At 65.9% G+C, this 14,432-nt stretch carries 13 protein-coding genes; 7 read left to right on the top strand and 6 right to left on the bottom strand.

Annotated features, from left to right (window positions below; all coding sequences use genetic code 11):
- Positions 1-4 precede the first annotated feature (4 nt).
- Positions 5-910 (top strand): phosphogluconate dehydrogenase (NAD(+)-dependent, decarboxylating), encoded by a 906-nt coding sequence (gene gnd / locus IFT65_RS09540; RefSeq protein ID WP_188326161.1) that lies wholly within the window; start codon positions 5-7, stop codon positions 908-910.
- A gap of 74 nt (positions 911-984) precedes the next feature.
- On the opposite strand, the gene IFT65_RS09545 is transcribed toward gnd, so the two are convergent.
- On the bottom strand, positions 985-2,034 hold the full coding sequence (locus IFT65_RS09545; protein ID WP_192081254.1) for an oxidoreductase: 1,050 nt from the start codon (positions 2,032-2,034) through the stop codon (positions 985-987).
- A gap of 170 nt (positions 2,035-2,204) precedes the next feature.
- Between IFT65_RS09545 and IFT65_RS09550 the strand changes: the two genes are divergently transcribed.
- The 3 genes from IFT65_RS09550 to IFT65_RS09560 all read left to right on the top strand — a co-directional run bounded on the left by IFT65_RS09550 (position 2,205) and on the right by IFT65_RS09560 (position 4,722).
- Entirely contained in the window at positions 2,205-2,582 is a 378-nt protein-coding gene (locus IFT65_RS09550; RefSeq protein WP_188326163.1) for a BON domain-containing protein, read from the top strand.
- Positions 2,583-2,712: 130 nt separating this feature from the next.
- On the top strand, positions 2,713-3,072 hold the full coding sequence (locus IFT65_RS09555) for a hypothetical protein (protein ID WP_192081255.1): 360 nt from the start codon (positions 2,713-2,715) through the stop codon (positions 3,070-3,072).
- Positions 3,073-3,210: 138 nt separating this feature from the next.
- Complete coding sequence (locus IFT65_RS09560; RefSeq protein ID WP_192081256.1) at positions 3,211-4,722, top strand: ATP-binding protein; 1,512 nt, start codon at positions 3,211-3,213, stop codon at positions 4,720-4,722.
- Between the two features lie 33 nt (positions 4,723-4,755).
- Here IFT65_RS09560 and IFT65_RS09565 read toward each other — a convergent pair whose 3' ends face one another.
- Positions 4,756-5,496 carry a 20S proteasome subunit A/B gene (locus IFT65_RS09565; protein WP_192081354.1) on the bottom strand — a complete coding sequence of 247 codons (741 nt, stop codon included), beginning with the start codon at positions 5,494-5,496 and terminating at the stop codon, positions 4,756-4,758.
- An 86-nt stretch (positions 5,497-5,582) separates the two neighbouring features.
- On the opposite strand from IFT65_RS09565, the gene folK reads away from it, so the two are divergent.
- The gene (gene folK, locus IFT65_RS09570; protein ID WP_192081257.1) at positions 5,583-6,083 is read left to right on the top strand and encodes a 2-amino-4-hydroxy-6-hydroxymethyldihydropteridine diphosphokinase; all 501 of its coding nucleotides are present in this window, start codon (positions 5,583-5,585) and stop codon (positions 6,081-6,083) included.
- Positions 6,084-6,487: 404 nt separating this feature from the next.
- On the opposite strand, the gene IFT65_RS09575 is transcribed toward folK, so the two are convergent.
- A complete protein-coding gene (locus IFT65_RS09575; protein WP_192081258.1) occupies positions 6,488-7,225 on the bottom strand; it encodes a pteridine reductase in 738 nt (245 codons plus the stop codon).
- Between the two features lie 57 nt (positions 7,226-7,282).
- Here IFT65_RS09575 and IFT65_RS09580 point away from each other — a divergent pair, with 57 nt between their 5' ends.
- Positions 7,283-8,467: an SAM-dependent methyltransferase gene (locus IFT65_RS09580; RefSeq protein ID WP_192081259.1), complete on the top strand. Its 1,185-nt coding sequence runs from the start codon at positions 7,283-7,285 to the stop codon at positions 8,465-8,467.
- Positions 8,455-8,850: a VanZ family protein gene (locus tag IFT65_RS09585; protein WP_192081355.1), complete on the top strand. Its 396-nt coding sequence runs from the start codon at positions 8,455-8,457 to the stop codon at positions 8,848-8,850. The genes IFT65_RS09580 and IFT65_RS09585 overlap by 13 nt, the downstream gene beginning before the upstream one ends.
- 39 nt (positions 8,851-8,889) lie before the next feature.
- Here the strand turns inward: IFT65_RS09585 and IFT65_RS09590 are convergent, their stop codons facing one another.
- The 3 genes from IFT65_RS09590 to IFT65_RS09600 form a co-directional block, all read right to left on the bottom strand.
- A complete protein-coding gene (locus IFT65_RS09590) occupies positions 8,890-9,162 on the bottom strand; it encodes a hypothetical protein (RefSeq protein WP_188326171.1) in 273 nt (90 codons plus the stop codon).
- Positions 9,163-9,317: 155 nt separating this feature from the next.
- A complete protein-coding gene (locus IFT65_RS09595) occupies positions 9,318-11,660 on the bottom strand; it encodes a family 20 glycosylhydrolase (RefSeq protein ID WP_192081260.1) in 2,343 nt (780 codons plus the stop codon).
- A gap of 108 nt (positions 11,661-11,768) precedes the next feature.
- The gene (locus IFT65_RS09600; protein ID WP_192081261.1) at positions 11,769-14,390 is read right to left on the bottom strand and encodes a TonB-dependent receptor; all 2,622 of its coding nucleotides are present in this window, start codon (positions 14,388-14,390) and stop codon (positions 11,769-11,771) included.
- Positions 14,391-14,432: the final 42 nt, after the last annotated feature.

The raw sequence follows: 14,432 nt of genomic DNA on the forward strand, positions 1-14,432 counted from the left end.
ACAGATGGATATTGCAATGATCGGCCTGGGCCGGATGGGGGCCAACATGGCCCAGCGTCTCCAGCAGGGTGGCCACCGCGTCGTCGGCCACGATCCGATGGAAGCGGCACGTGCGCGCGCAGCGGAAACGGGCATGGCGGTGTTCGATTCGCTGGCCGCGGCCGTGGCGGCGTTGCCGGTACCGCGCGTGGTGTGGCTGATGGTGCCGGCCGGCGATACCGTGGACCAGACGTTGGCGCAGTTGGTGCCTCACCTTGCCGAGGGCGACGTGGTGATCGACGGGGGCAATTCCAACTATCAGGATTCCATCCGCCGTGCCCGTTCGCTGGCCGACGATGACATCTTCTATCTGGACTGCGGCACCAGCGGCGGCGTGTGGGGATTGCAGGAAGGCTACAGCCTGATGATCGGCGGCGATGCCGCAACAGCAGAAACGTTGGCGCCGATCTTCCAGACGTTGGCACCCGCCGCCGACAAGGGCTGGGCACGCGTGGGGCCCAGCGGGGCGGGGCATTACACCAAGATGATCCACAACGGCATCGAGTACGGAATGATGCAGGCCTATGCGGAGGGCTTCGCCTTGATGGAGCGCAAGGAAGCGTTGGAGCTGGACCTGGCCCAGGTGGCCGAGGTGTGGCGCCATGGCAGCGTGGTGCGCTCGTGGCTGCTGGATCTGAGCGCGAAGGCCCTGCAGGCAAATCCGTCGTTGGACGGTATCGCTCCCTACGTTGAAGACTCCGGCGAAGGACGCTGGACGGTCGCCGAGGCCATCGCGCTGGACGTGCCCGCGCCGGTCATCACCCTGGCCCTGCTCGAGCGCCTGCGTTCGCGGCAGTCGAACAGTTTCAGTGACCGTCTGTTGTCGGCGATGCGCAACGAGTTCGGCGGGCACGCCATCAAGAAAAGCTGATCCGCGAGGTAGCGCCGCGCCCTGCGCGGCGGCTCCTCGGCGCACCCCGAAAGGCCGCCGAGCGTGGCTCGGCGCTACCCTGCAGGTTCCAGCCGGATGGTGCGGCCCTCGGCGGCGCTGCGCCTGCCCGCATCCAATAGTTGCATCAGCTGCAGCGCCTGCCGTGGGGTGACGTCGGCCGTTGCATCACCGCGGACCGCTGCCGCAAAGGCGGCGTAGATCCGGCGGTAGTCACCGGGCAGGTTGTCCACGGTACGGTGCTGCAGGTTGCCTTCGCCATCCACCCAGCTGTGCTCGCCATGGTGGGGATCCAGCCCCCAGCCCGGCGCCCCGGGCGCCTTTCCCGCAGCCAGTTGCGCTTCCTGCACGTCCAGCCCGTGCTTGATCCAGCTGCCTGCGCTGCCATGCACGGTGAAGCGCGGCGAGGGGACGCTGACCAGCGAGCCGGCATGCACGATGGCGCGCATGCGCGGGTAGTGCAGCACGGCATGCAGGTAGTCGATGCTGCCAGCCGCGCGCTGGCAGTCCAGGTCCGCGGTAATGGCCTGTGGCCAGCCGAACAGCTGCACCACCTGATCCAACAGGTGCGGACCCAGGTCATACCATAGGCCACCGCCAGGGAGATCGCGCTCGCGCCAGCGGTCACGTACCTGCGGCCGGAAGCGATCGAAATGCGAATGACATTCGGCGACGTCGCCCAGCTGGCCACTGTCCAGCACCGCCTTCAGCGTCAGAAAATCCGCGTCGAAGCGACGGTTCTGGAACACGGTGACACAGCGCTCCGCCTCCTCTGCCGCGCGCAGTACGGCCTCGGCCTGCGCCACATCCAGCGCGAAGGGCTTGTCCACCAGAACGTGCTTGCCGGCGCGCAGGGCGGCGATGGCCAGCGGGGCATGCTGGTCATTGGGCGTGGCGATCACCACCGCATCCACGGCGGGATCGTCGAACACATCGGACGGTTGCGCACGCACGTGCACGTCGGTGAAGTGTCGCCGCAGCTCATCGCGTCGCGAGCTGACCACGCTGTGCAGCGCCAACCCCGGTGTGTGCTGGATCAACGGGGCATGGAACACCCGTCCGGCGAGGCCGTAGCCGATCAAAGCAAGCTGGAGGTCGATCGCCATGGCGGTTCCTTCATGGGGGGGGATGCCCAGCGTAACGGCCCCGGCGCCGAGGATGAAACATGAACGGTTGTCGCTGGCGGCGCGGTGGTTCACCCCGGCATGACGGCGCCCGCACACGGGCTGGACGCCCATTACGGGACACTTCACCCACCAACGAGGAGGACCGCACCATGAAGACGAACTCGAAACTGCTCACCGCGACCATCGGCCTGGGCATGCTGCTGGCAGCGCCGCTGGCGATGGCCAATGATCAGGACAAGAAGGACATGCATGCCGGCCACGACAAGACCCATGCGGATCGCCATGACTCCAACGAGCCGGTAACCGATACCTGGATCACCACCAAGGTGAAGGGTGATCTGGCGGTCAGCAGCAACGTACCGGCTACCGATATCAGCGTCACCACCGTCAATGGTGTGGTGAGCCTGAGCGGCAACGTGGCCAACAAGGCCGAGCACGACAAGGCCGTGGCCACCGCCAAGAACATCAAGGGCGTGACCCGCGTGGATGCGGCGCAGCTGAAAGTTGCTGCAACCCCGATGAAGTAAGCCGTCTCCCGAGTGGCTGAACCTGCTTCATGACAAAGGCGCCTTCAAGGCGCCTTTGTCGTTGTTGACGCTGGCCGGGCCAGCCGACGCTTGGTCAAATGATCGGCTGTTTCGCTGATTGGACGTCGTGATGAAGCTTGTCGTTTCCACAGGGTCGGCAGTTGGCTCGGCGAACAGTGCGCCGCCGTCGGTGTCGCGCACTCAACCGACGGAGCATCGGCTGCTGCTGGTGGATGCTGGCAACGCCCCGCTGGCGATGCCCAGCGCAACCGTCCCGGTGAACGGAGCCAGCCGCGTCAACTGGCGGCGGGCACTTGTCGCGGTGACCACACTGGCCGCACTGGGTTCGATGGCCTATTGGACCTTCGGCAGTTCCATTTTCAACATGTCCGGACCGCAGGCTGCAGGCAGCCCCCAAGCCACACCCTCATCGCGCGCCGCACTCAGCTGGCGGCAAGCTGACCAGACCCTGCGCAAGTCGCACGGCTGACCCGGGTAGGTCTTGCACGGACGCCGTCACCCTGGACTATAGTGGCTTCACGCGAACCGCCGGGTGGGGCGGCGGGCACGCGAGGGGCGGCGACGTGGAGTGGGATAGGGGATCGGCCTAGGGAGGCCAGGTGACACCATGGCAGTAAAAGCGGCTGAAACAGGCGATCTGCGCATCCTGCTGGTCGAAGACATGCCTGAGGATGCGGACCGCGTCATTGCACAGATCCTCGCCGCCGGCATGCGGGCCAGCTTCCAGCGGGTGGAGGAAGAAGCGCAGTTGCTGGGCGCGCTGCAGGACTTCCAGCCCGATATCGTGCTCGCGGAGCTGACCATGGCCGGTTTTTCAGGCTTCCGTGCCTTGGACGTGGTGCGACAGGTCCAGCCTGCCTTGCCGTTCCTGTTCCTGACCAGCACCACCGGCGAAGAGGCGGCGGTGGCTGCACTGCAACGGGGGGCCAACGACTACATTCTCAAGCACCAGCCTGCTCGCTTGCCGGCGGCAGTGTCGCGCGCCGTGCGCGATGCGCGTACCGAAAGCGACCGGGTGCGGGTGGAAGGCGAGTTGATGCGCGCGCAGCGCCTGGAGAGTCTTTCGCTGCTGGCGGCAGGGCTCAGCCACGACCTGCGCAACATCCTGCAGCCCCTGCTGATCATGCCGGAGCTGCTGAAGGCCCGCACCGACGATCCGCAACTGCGACACATGGCCGATGTCATCGCCGAGTGCGGGCGCCGTGGCCACGAAATGGCCGAATCGATGCTGTCGTTCGTGCGGGGGTCACGCAAGCCCAGCGAGCGGGTACCGGTGGGTCACTTGTTCGAGGCGGTGCAACTGCTGCTGCGAGGCAGCCTGCCTGCGGCCGTATCACTGGAGGTGCGGCAGGACGACCTCGACCTGACGGTGGAGGGCAACTTCACCGAACTGCAGCAGGTGCTGCTCAACCTCGCGTTGAATGCGCTGCAGGCCATGCCGCACGGGGGACGGCTGGGGCTTCGCGCCGAGCGCACGGGGCGCCATGAGGGCCGCTTCTGGTTGTGCATTACGGTCACCGACGAAGGCATCGGCATGGATGCCGGGACGCTCGCCCAGTTGTTCAGTCCTTTCTTCACCACCAAGCCCGACGGTACCGGCCTGGGGCTAACGTCGTGCAAGCGGATCATCGAAAGCTGCGGAGGGCGTATCGAGGTCACCAGCGTGGCGGGGCAGGGCACTCGCTTTGACCTGCACCTGCCCCTCAGTGATCCGTCCGAAGCGGATCAGGTGTCCCATCCGCCCGCAGTGCGCGGTACTGGCCCCGCCGTCCTGGTGGTGGATGGCGAGGCGACCCGCTTGTCTTTGTTGGGGAATGCGTTGTCCAGCCAAGGCTATCTGTTGCACCTCGCTTCCGATGGCGCCGCTGCGCTGCGGATGCTGCAGGCCAATGCGATGCCGGCGCTGGCCATCCTGGATGGGGGCGCTGCGTTGCTGCCTGCCCATGCACTGCTGGCCGAACTCGCCGCGCAGGGATTCCAGGGCACGGCGCTGCTGATGCTTGATGAAGGCGATGACGCCGAATTGCCCGTTGCCGAGGGCGTTGACGTGCACGTGCTGCGCAAGCCGCTGGACATGCAGCAGGTCTTCCACTCCGTGGCAACGGCATTGACGACGTAGCGCCAAGCACGTCCGGCGCGCACCGCCGCGTCGCTACATCTGCTGTTCCCAGGGGAACCGCGGCAAGGCGGCGACCGCCTGCTCCAGTCGGTGCGCCCAGTTGTGATGGATGTCCGCATACAAGGGCGAGTCGCCGCTCAGACGCAACTGCCCGCCGATGTGCAGTTCATCGCGGCGGATCAGCGCCAGGTCCAGGGGCAGGCCGACCGAAAGATTGGAACGGATGGTGGAATCCAGGGAAACCACGGCTGTCCGCGCTGCGTCATCCAGCCGGGTATGAGGCCGGATGATGCGGTCCAGGATCGGTTTGCCGTACTTGGATTCGCCGATCTGCAGGTAGGGCGTTTCAGGCGAAGCCGATATCGCATTTCCCAAGGGATACACCATGTACAGGCCTGGTCCCTCGCCGGCGATCTGCCCGCCAAGGATCAGCGTCGCCTGGGTATTGACCCCATCGTGCCCATGCTCCACGTCGCGGCACTTCACCTGGCTGTCCACCAGCAGGGCGCCGACGTACTCGGCGACTTCGAACAGGTGGCGCAGGCTGCGCAGGTTGGGCTCGCGCTGTTCCTCCACATCCCGTTGCAGGCGCGACACCAGCAACTGCGTGGTGGCGAGGTTGCCGGCAGCCATCAGCACGAAAACCGCTTGGCCCGGATAGTCGAAGACATGCAGCTTGCGATGTATGCGGACATCGTCAACCGATGCGTTGGTACGCGTGTCGGCGGCGAAGACCAGGCCCTCGTCCACCTCGATTCCGACGCAATAAGTCATTGGCATCGCCCCATCAAGTGCGGTCCAATGGTAAGGGTACTGCCGTTACGACGGCATTATCTCCCCCCCTCCCTCTGATGGATCGCATGACCACCGTGCTACTGAGCCTGGGCAGCAACATCCAGCCCCGCCGCCACCTGCATGCCGCTGTCGCGGCCCTGGCCGCACGTTTCGGCAACATTACCGTGTCGCCCGCCTACCGGATGGCGGCCGTGGGCTTTGATGGGCCTGCTTTCATCAACAATGCGGTGGCGATCGATACCGACCTGGACCTGGATGCGCTGGATGCATGGGCCCATGCGCTGGAAGACGAACACGGGCGTGATCGCAGCGGACCGCGGTTTTCCGACCGGACGCTGGACATCGATGTGGTGTTCTACGGCGACCTGATCGTCGAGGGCCCGGGCCATCTGCGCATTCCGCGGCCTGAACTCAAGCATGCCTTCGTGATGAAGCCGCTGGCCGATATCGCGCCGACCTTCGTTGACCCGGTCAGTGGCCTGACCCTGGCCGCCCTGTGGCGTGCCCACCGGCAATACGACGAAGCGTTTGATGTCGTGGAACTGGGTTCCGACGCCGAAGGGTGATGCTGCGCTCGACGGGCTCCCGTCCGTCACCGCGGGGGCGGACCCAGGCCGCGCTGCGCGCTCGCTGTAGCGCCGAGCCACGCTCGGCGGATGCCATCCGCCACCGCGATGCCTGACCCAGGCCGCGCTGCGCGCTGCTGCGCGCTCGCTGTAGCGCCGAGCCACGCTCGGCGGATGCCGTCCGCCACCGCGATGCCTGACCGAGGCCGCGCTGTGCGCTCGCTGTAGCGCCGAGCCACGCTCGGCGGATGCCATCCGTCACCGCGATGCCTGACCCAGGCCGCGCTGCGCGCTCGCTGTAGCGCCGAGCCACGCTCGGCGGATGCCATCCGTCATCGCGATGCCTGACCCAGGCCGCGCTGTGCGCTCGCCGAGCACGGCTCGGCGCTACCGACAGCGGTGACTCAGGATAGGGTGCGCCCGCCATCCAGCCGCAGCGTGTGCCCGGTGACGAAACCCGCATCGGCAATCAGCCAGCGAACGGCTTCGGCGATTTCTGCAACCGTGCCGATCCGGGCCAGGGGCGTGCGCGCCAGCAGGGCTTCACGGGCAAAATCATCCTTGCCGCTCTCCGGCCACAGGATCGCGCCAGGCGCCACGGCGTTGACCCGCACCTTCGGCGCCAGCTCCAGCGCCAGCGAGCGCGTGGCCATCTCCAGCGCGGCCTTTGCCATGCTGTAGGCCGGATGGTCGCGCATCGGATCGGTGGCGTGCAGGTCGGTCAGGTTGACGATGCAGCCCAGGCTGCGGCGCAGGTGTGGCGCAGCCGCCTGGCCGAGCAGCAGCGGTGCCCGTGCGTTCACTGCGTACAGTTCGTCGATGGCCTCCGCTGTGATCTGCCCCAGCGGGGTCGGGAAGAACGTGGAGGCATTGTTGACCAGCGCGTCGAGCCGCCCGAAATGGGCCACGGCCTGCTCCACCAGATCCGGCAACGCCTCGGCATCGCGCAGGTCGGCCTGCAGCGCCAGCACGCTGCCCGGACGCGCCAGTTCGAACGCGAACGCCAGCTGCTGCAGTTCGTCACTGGAACGATGCGCATGCAGGACCACCCGATACCCCGACTGGTGCAGGTGACTGGCAATGGCCGCACCAATGCGGCGTGCGCTGCCGGTGATCAGGGCAACGGGGGCGGTGTCGGTCATCGGGTACTCCACGGCTCGGCTATCCTGTGCACCATTGTCACCGCAATTGAAGACGCCATGCAGTCCACGATCCCCCTGCCCGAAGCCGATGCCCTGGCCCACAGCGAACAACTGGCCGCCGCGCTGCGCGAAGAGATCCGCGCGCAGGGCGGGGCGATGCCCTTCTCGCGTTTCATGGAGCTGTGCCTGTATGCACCGGGCTGGGGGTACTACAGCGCCGGTGCCAGCAAATTCGGCGCCAGTGGCGACTTCACCACGGCCGCCGAAATGGGCGGGCTGTTCGCCGCCACGGTCGCCAATGCGCTGGCCCCGGTGCTGGGTCAGTTGGGCCCGCAGGCACGCCTGCTCGAACTCGGTGGCGGCAGCGGCGCGTTTGCCGAAGCCGTGCTGCTGCGGCTGGCGGAGCTGCAGGCATTACCGGCGCGCTACGCCATCCTGGAACCCAGTGCAGACCTGCGCCAGCGCCAGCGTGAGCGCCTGCAACAGAATCTCCCAGCGGACATCGGTAGCCGGGTGGAATGGCTGGACCGCCCCTTCGATGACGACTGGGAAGGCGTGGTGTTCGCCAACGAAGTCATCGATGCGCTGCCCACACCGCGCTTCCTGATCCGCGATGGCGAGGTGCATGAGGAAACGGTGCAGCTGGATGCGGACGGGCAGTTCATACGCGGCGCGCAACCGGCCGACATGCTGCTCAGCGGTGCCGTGCGGCACCTGGAGCGCTACCTCGATGCCCCCTTCGCCGAAGGCTACCGGTCCGAACTGTTACCGCAGCTGCCCTACTGGCTGCAGGCGGTGGCCGGCGGCTTGCAACGCGGCGCGATGTTGTTCGTGGATTATGGCTACACCCGGCGTGAGTATTACCTGCCCGAGCGGGACGATGGAACGGTGCGCGCCTTCTACCGCCACCATGTGCACAACGATGTCTACCTGTGGCCCGGGCTGCAGGACATCACCGCGTCGGTGGACTTCACCGCCATGGCCGAGGCGGGCCTGCATGCGGGTTTCGATCTCGCCGGTTACTGCAGCCAGGCCAGTTTTCTGCTCGGCAATGGGTTGGATCAGGTGCTGACCCTGGCCGACGAACGTACCGACGAAGTGGGGCGCGTGCAGCTGCGCGAGGAAGTGAAAAAGCTCACCTTGCCGAGCGGGATGGGCGAACGTTTCCAGGTCATCGGCCTGCAACGGGACATCGACTTCGAACCCGCCTTTGAACTGGGTGACCTGAGCTGGCGGCTGTGAGCAAGCCGTGGCTCAAGCCGCTGCGCCATCCCCGTTTCTGGCTGGCTGCCTGGTTGGCCGCCGTGCTGACGGTGATCGTGGTCTGCCTGATTCCGCCGCCTCCGCTGGCGCTGCCGCAGGGCAGTGACAAGGTGGAGCACTTCCTGGCGTATTTCCTGCTGGCGGGCAGCGCGGTGCAGCTGTTTCAGCGGGGACGTGCACTGACGTGGGTAGGCGCGGCCCTGGTGCTGATGGGCGTGGCTATCGAGATTGCTCAAGGCGCGTTGACCCAGACCCGCATGGCCGATCCGGCCGATGCGCTGGCCAACACGATCGGCGTACTGGCCGGCGTGGCCACGGCGTTGACACCGTGGCGCGACCTGCTGCTGCGCCTGCGCGGCTGAGGCGGACGCTGGCAGCGTCCGCCTCCTCCCGTTGCTGGCTCAGATCACGCAGCCTTGGGAAATGGTGATGGTGACATTCTCGCCATCGCGGACGGCATCTTCGATCGTGAAGAAGTCGGTCGTTGTGCCGGACAAGGAATCGCATTCTGCCCAGGCCTGCAGCTTGGCCTGGTTGACGACGTCGTAGTAATGGAGATACGGACCGTAGGCGGTGCCGTACAGCATTCTGGTCTCTGCTGCCTCAGCGCTGCCCACCGCACTGAACGTGGATACACAGGCAAGCAGCAGCGTGCCGAGGATGGTCTTGTTCATTGTCTTTTCCAGCGTGTTGGAGCGGCGGAAATGCCGCTCCAACAGCCTGGATGAAGTGGACTGCATCATCTGTCAGCGCTTGCCGCGAATGCGCAGGCCGAAAGTGCCATTGTGGCGTAGCGATCAAGCTACGCCGCAGCGCTACTGGCTTGCCGTCATTCGGCCAGAGTTACTTCGTCCAGCACCCACATCGCCGGACGGGTGTCGCCGGTGAAGTTGATGCACAGATCGCCCTTGCCGGTGAGTCGCTTGGGCAACGCGGCTTCCAGGGTGATGAATCCATCGGCGCCCAGATTGGCGGGCAACGGGACTTCGGCAAGCGCCGGCCCGCTGCAGTCGCCGCGACGGATCTTCATCTCGCCGTGTGGGCGCGTGGCCGCCTCGAACTTTCGCTGCGGTTCGTCGTGGGCCAGTTGGAAGTAGTACGGGATGCGGCCGGCGCGGACCTTCAGCGTGCGGATACCGGTGAGGTCTGCATCGGCCCAGCGCCAGCATGGATTGAAGATGTTGACGTTGAACACGGCGCGCGGGCCATCGGCCGGACCATCATCTTCCAGCCGCAGCAGCAGCTGTCCGGGGCCCGGGCAGGTCAGCAGTTCATCATCGCGGCGGGTCAGCAGCGATCGGGCGGTGTAGGCCGCCTGGGTCGGTGCAGCCGCGAGCGGCTGGCCGTTGAAGAAAGCAGCCGCCTGCACGGTGACCGGTACGGTGGCCTGCAGCGGCGATGTGTACAGCGTCGCGTCGGCGGTGACCGGCTGGCCATCGGTGCGATAGCGCACCTCGTAGCCCAGTGGATTTGCCAGGCGGACCTGCACGCTGCCGGTACGGCGGTCGTCCTGGTGGTCCACCGCCACCTCGAAGGGCGTCTGCGCATAGGCCAGCCCCCACGCGCGGTAGCGCTGCAGCTGTGCGGGCAGACGGGCCAGGAAGTCGCGGAAATCACGTTGCTGCACCGGGCTCCAGCCGGTTTCGGCAACGGCGGCCAGGCGCGGGAACAGGTTGTGCTGCAGGCGCGCATGGGTGCGCGTGTGCTCGGTGAACATGTTGGCCTGCAGGCCCAGGATATGGTGCTGCTTGTCCGCCGCCAGCGTGGCCGGGACCGGTTCGAAAGCGTAGGTGCGTGCCAGCGTGGTCAGCAGGGGCCGACCCGGTGGTTCGTTGGGCGATGCCGTCTGCAGGTAGTCCATGTACATGTCGGTGACCGGCGACATCACCACATCGTGGCCTTCGCTGGCCGCCTTCAATCCCCCTTCGGTGCCACGCCAGGACATCACCGTGGCCTGCGGCGGCAGCCCGCCTTCGAGAATCTCATCCCAGCCGATCAATCGGCGGTCGTGCTGTTCCAGGAAGGTCTCCAGGCGTTTGATCAGATGGCTCTGCATCTGCATTTCATCGGTCGCCCCCAGTTCCTTCATGCGCTGCTGGACGCGTGCCGAAGCGATCCATTGATCCTTTACGGCCTCATCGCCGCCGACGTGCACATAGGCCGCCGGGAAGAGATCGATCACTTCCTCCAGCACGTTTTCCAGGAAGACGAAGGTGCTCTCCTCGGTGTTGAACAGATTCGGGAACACGCCCCATTCGCTCAACGGCTGCAGCGGGGTGTCCAGTACGCCCAGTTCCGGATACGCGGCGATGGCGGCCGTCGCATGCCCCGGCACGTCGATCTCCGGGATCACCTGGATGTGCAGCGCCGCGGCGTAGGCGATGACCTCGCGGATCTGCTGCTGGGTATAGAAGCCGCAGTAAGGACGGGGGGCGCCGGTGACCGCATCGCGTCCGCCGTCGCCGGCCGGAATCCGGCAGCTGCCGACTTCGGTCAGCTTCGGGTAGCGCTTGATCTCCATGCGCCAGCCCTGGTCATCGGTGAGATGCCAGTGGAAGGTGTTGAGCTTGTGCGCGGCCATTGCATCAAGCACCTGCTTGATCTCGTCCAGGCTCTGGAAATGGCGCGCCGAATCGAGCATCAAGCCACGCCAGGTGAAACGGGGGGCATCCTCGATACGCACCGGTGGCACCAACCCGTTGCTGCCACCGGTGGCGAGCTGCGCGAGCGTAGTGGCGCCATAGAACAGGCCGGCTTCGCTGGTCGCCCGCACGGTGATGCCGCGGGCCGTGGATTCCAGTACATAGCGCTCATCCGGTGTCGCCGGCAGACGCGTGGCCGGGGCGCTGCGGTCCAGCACAAAGCGCACGCCGCCCTGGGCGGTGACCTTGCCCGGCACCAGCGTGGGGCCACCACTGCGTGCAAGCAGATCAGCGAACTGCGCGGCCACGCGCCGTGCGGCGGTTCCCTCGGCCTGCAGGGACGTCGCGGCGGTGATCGTGAAGCCCTCGCCGGTGGTGCGGTGCACCTGCGCCGGGGCGGGGATGACCATCACGCTGCCGCTGCGCAGTTGCGGGCCGGGTGCGTTGTCGATCGCGGGTGGGTCGTTGGCCAGTGCCAGTGGCGCGAACGCCATGCTCAGCAGCAGCGGTGCCAGGGATACCAGACGCATCAGAACAGACTCCTGTGAAGGGCGACCTGCGGGGCGTCGCCGTTTTTCCAGACCCCCTCATGCAACGGGCCCGGATGACCGGGCCCGTTGCGAGGGAACAACGTCAGCTTAGAACTTGAAGTGCACGGTCGCCATGTAGCGGCGGCCGCTCTTGTACTTGCCCGCCAGGTGCTCCTTGTCGCCGAGGTACTGGAAGTAGGTCTCGTCCAGCAGGTTCTGCGCGTCCACGTTGAGCGACCAGTTGTCGTTGAACGTATAGCCGATGCTGGCGCCCAGTTCGGCGTAGTCGTCCACGCTTGCCGGTGCCGCACCCGCGACGTAGCCACCGGCCAGGTAGCTGTCACGCCAGTTGTAGGTCAGGCGTGCGTTGAGCGGGCCTTTCTCGAAGTACGGGCTGAAGGCAATCGAGTTGCGCGACTGGTAGGGCAGCGGATCGCCGCTGTTGTTCTCGCCGTTGGCATAGGTGTAGTTGGCGGTCAGGCCGAAGCCGCTGTCGCCGAACGGCTGCTGCAGGCTGAGGTTGAAGCCCTTGACGTGGCCGCTGCCGGCATTGCGCGGACGCTGGATGCTGTAATCGCAGTAGCCATCCACGGTGCATCCGTTGGTGCCAACCACGCTGGCCCAGGTGGTGGGCGAGGTATCGCGGATCGAGTTGTACTGGCGCTCGATGGTGGCGGAGGTGTCGATGTAGTTGTCGATCTTCTTGTAGAACACCGACCACGCAGCGACCGCCTGCGGCGCGTAGTAGTACTCCGCCGATACGTTGAAGTTCCAGGATTCGTACGGCGACAGTGCAGCATTGCCGCCGGAGCCGGTCAGCTGGGTGTCGTTGAGGAAGGTGTTGTTGACCATCTGGTTGTACGGCGCCCAGGCGATCACCTTCGCGGCGGAGAAGCGGAACACCCAGTCGCTGTCGGTATCCCAGGCCACGCTCAGCGAGGGCAGGACGAAGTCTTCCTTCTTCGTCTGCGTCTGCCACTTGCTGTCCAGGTCGGTCAGCGTGGGGGTGCCGCCGTAGACGAAGCCGCTGCCCTGGGTCTTGGAGTCGACGTAGCGCACGCCGACGTTGCCGCGCATCGGACCGTTGGAGAAGTTCAGCTGTGCGTAGGCCGCGTTGTTGGTCTGCTCCAGGGCCCAGCTGTTGTTGAGGTAGCTGGACGGATCCGGATTGGCGAAGTCCAGCGGGCTGCCCTTGACCCAGGCGAGCACGTTGTCACGGCCGACCTGGATGTGGCGAGCCTGGTCATCACCGAAGCCCTGGATGTCGGTCAGGCCGATCGTGCCGACGTCGACCAGGTTGCCGGTACGCACGCCGCCATACACGTTGAGCTCGAAGTTCTCTTCATGCTTGCCGTGGCGTACGCCGAACTGCAGCTGGTTGAAGATGCTGTCGAACTGCACATTGAAGTCCAGCTGCGCGTAGGTGTCCTTGCTTTCGGTGGCGAACACGCCGTTGTTGCCGAGCCAGCCGCCGGGTGCGCCCCAGTTGGCCGGATCGCGTGCAGCGGCGGGATCATCGAAGCTCAGCCCCTTGTCCAGGCTCCAGCCGTAGGCCCCGTTGTAGACGGGCTCGATGAAGTACTGCGCCAGGTTCTTGTTCTCGGACTTGCTCTGTCCCGCCTGGCCGCTGACACCCCAGGTCTCGCCTTTCCAGGCACCGCGCAGGTCCAGGCCCTTGGTGGTGACTTCGGATTCGCGCACGTTGTTGTCATAGATGACCGTGCCGCTGGTGAGATCGCTGTTGGCCCCGGAATGGCCCGTGGTGGCGACCCCGTTGCGCACGCCGCCCAGCGTATCGACCGCGTTGCGCGTGCCATCGTTCCAGGTCAGGAAGGAGTACATCGACTGGTTGTAGTTGTCGAAGTTCTCCTTGATGTACAGACCGCTGAGGTTGAACTCCAGGTCTTCGTTCGGCTTGAACTGCAGGTTCACCACGGCACTGTCGCGCTTGCGTTCCTGCTGGAACCACGCCGCGTTGATGGAGTTGGGCACGTCCACGTCCGGCGCCACACCGGTGGCGTTGGGGAAGCTGCTGGCCTTGGCGTAGCCGAACACTTCGGTGCCCTGGCGGTCGACGGCTTCTTCATAGTGCTGCGCGGATACCGCGATGCCGAAGGTCTCGTCATCGGTCTTCCAGCTGTAGAGTGCTGCCGCGTTCGGCTTGCCCTCGCTGGCCTGCTGGCTGTAGCTGTAGCCCACCGAAGCGGCGACTTCATTCTTCTTCAGGTCCAGCGGCTGGCGCGTGTGCATCAACACGGTGCCGCCCAGGCTGCCTTCGGTCAGGCGTGCTTCGGACGATTTGATGATCTCCGCACGGCCGAGGATCTGCGGCGACAACAGGGTGTAATCGAAGCCGCGATTGGGCTGCTCGCCGTACAGCCAGATTGCCTGCGCGACGGGGTGGCCATCCAGGAAGGACAGGTTGAGGCTGGGATCGGTGCCATCGATGCTGACCCGCTCGCCCTGGCCGAAGCGGCGGTCCAGGGTCACGCCCGGGATCTGCGACAGCGCTTCAGCGACGTTCGTGCTGGGGAACTTGCCGATGTCCTCGGCGGTGATCGCTTCGGAGATGCCTACGTTGTTGCGCTTGGTGTCGAGCGATTTCTCCAGGCTGGCACGGATGCCGACCACGGTGATCGTGTCGAGGTCCTGCGGGGTCTGCTGGGCATGGGCGGCGAAGGCCAGGCAACTGACGACGGCGGCCGAAAGTACGGACTTGCGGGTATTCATGATGTCTCTCCTCATCACTCGATGTTCGCCTCGTCGGCGCGT

The sequence above is a fragment of the Stenotrophomonas sp. CFBP 13725 genome (assembly GCF_014841935.1).
Classification (GTDB): domain Bacteria; phylum Pseudomonadota; class Gammaproteobacteria; order Xanthomonadales; family Xanthomonadaceae; genus Stenotrophomonas.

What these genes read in the sequence shown, in the direction of transcription:
- gnd (WP_188326161.1), top strand. Translation starts at nt 5, where the DNA reads ATGGATATTGCAATGATCGGCCTGGGCCGGATGGGGGCCAACATGGCC.
- IFT65_RS09545 (WP_192081254.1), bottom strand. Translation starts at nt 2,034, where the DNA reads ATGGCGATCGACCTCCAGCTTGCTTTGATCGGCTACGGCCTCGCCGGA.
- IFT65_RS09550 (WP_188326163.1), top strand. Translation starts at nt 2,205, where the DNA reads ATGAAGACGAACTCGAAACTGCTCACCGCGACCATCGGCCTGGGCATG.
- IFT65_RS09555 (WP_192081255.1), top strand. Translation starts at nt 2,713, where the DNA reads ATGAAGCTTGTCGTTTCCACAGGGTCGGCAGTTGGCTCGGCGAACAGT.
- IFT65_RS09560 (WP_192081256.1), top strand. Translation starts at nt 3,211, where the DNA reads ATGGCAGTAAAAGCGGCTGAAACAGGCGATCTGCGCATCCTGCTGGTC.
- IFT65_RS09565 (WP_192081354.1), bottom strand. Translation starts at nt 5,496, where the DNA reads ATGACTTATTGCGTCGGAATCGAGGTGGACGAGGGCCTGGTCTTCGCC.
- folK (WP_192081257.1), top strand. Translation starts at nt 5,583, where the DNA reads ATGACCACCGTGCTACTGAGCCTGGGCAGCAACATCCAGCCCCGCCGC.
- IFT65_RS09575 (WP_192081258.1), bottom strand. Translation starts at nt 7,225, where the DNA reads ATGACCGACACCGCCCCCGTTGCCCTGATCACCGGCAGCGCACGCCGC.
- IFT65_RS09580 (WP_192081259.1), top strand. Translation starts at nt 7,283, where the DNA reads ATGCAGTCCACGATCCCCCTGCCCGAAGCCGATGCCCTGGCCCACAGC.
- IFT65_RS09590 (WP_188326171.1), bottom strand. Translation starts at nt 9,162, where the DNA reads ATGAACAAGACCATCCTCGGCACGCTGCTGCTTGCCTGTGTATCCACG.
- IFT65_RS09595 (WP_192081260.1), bottom strand. Translation starts at nt 11,660, where the DNA reads ATGCGTCTGGTATCCCTGGCACCGCTGCTGCTGAGCATGGCGTTCGCG.
- IFT65_RS09600 (WP_192081261.1), bottom strand. Translation starts at nt 14,390, where the DNA reads ATGAATACCCGCAAGTCCGTACTTTCGGCCGCCGTCGTCAGTTGCCTG.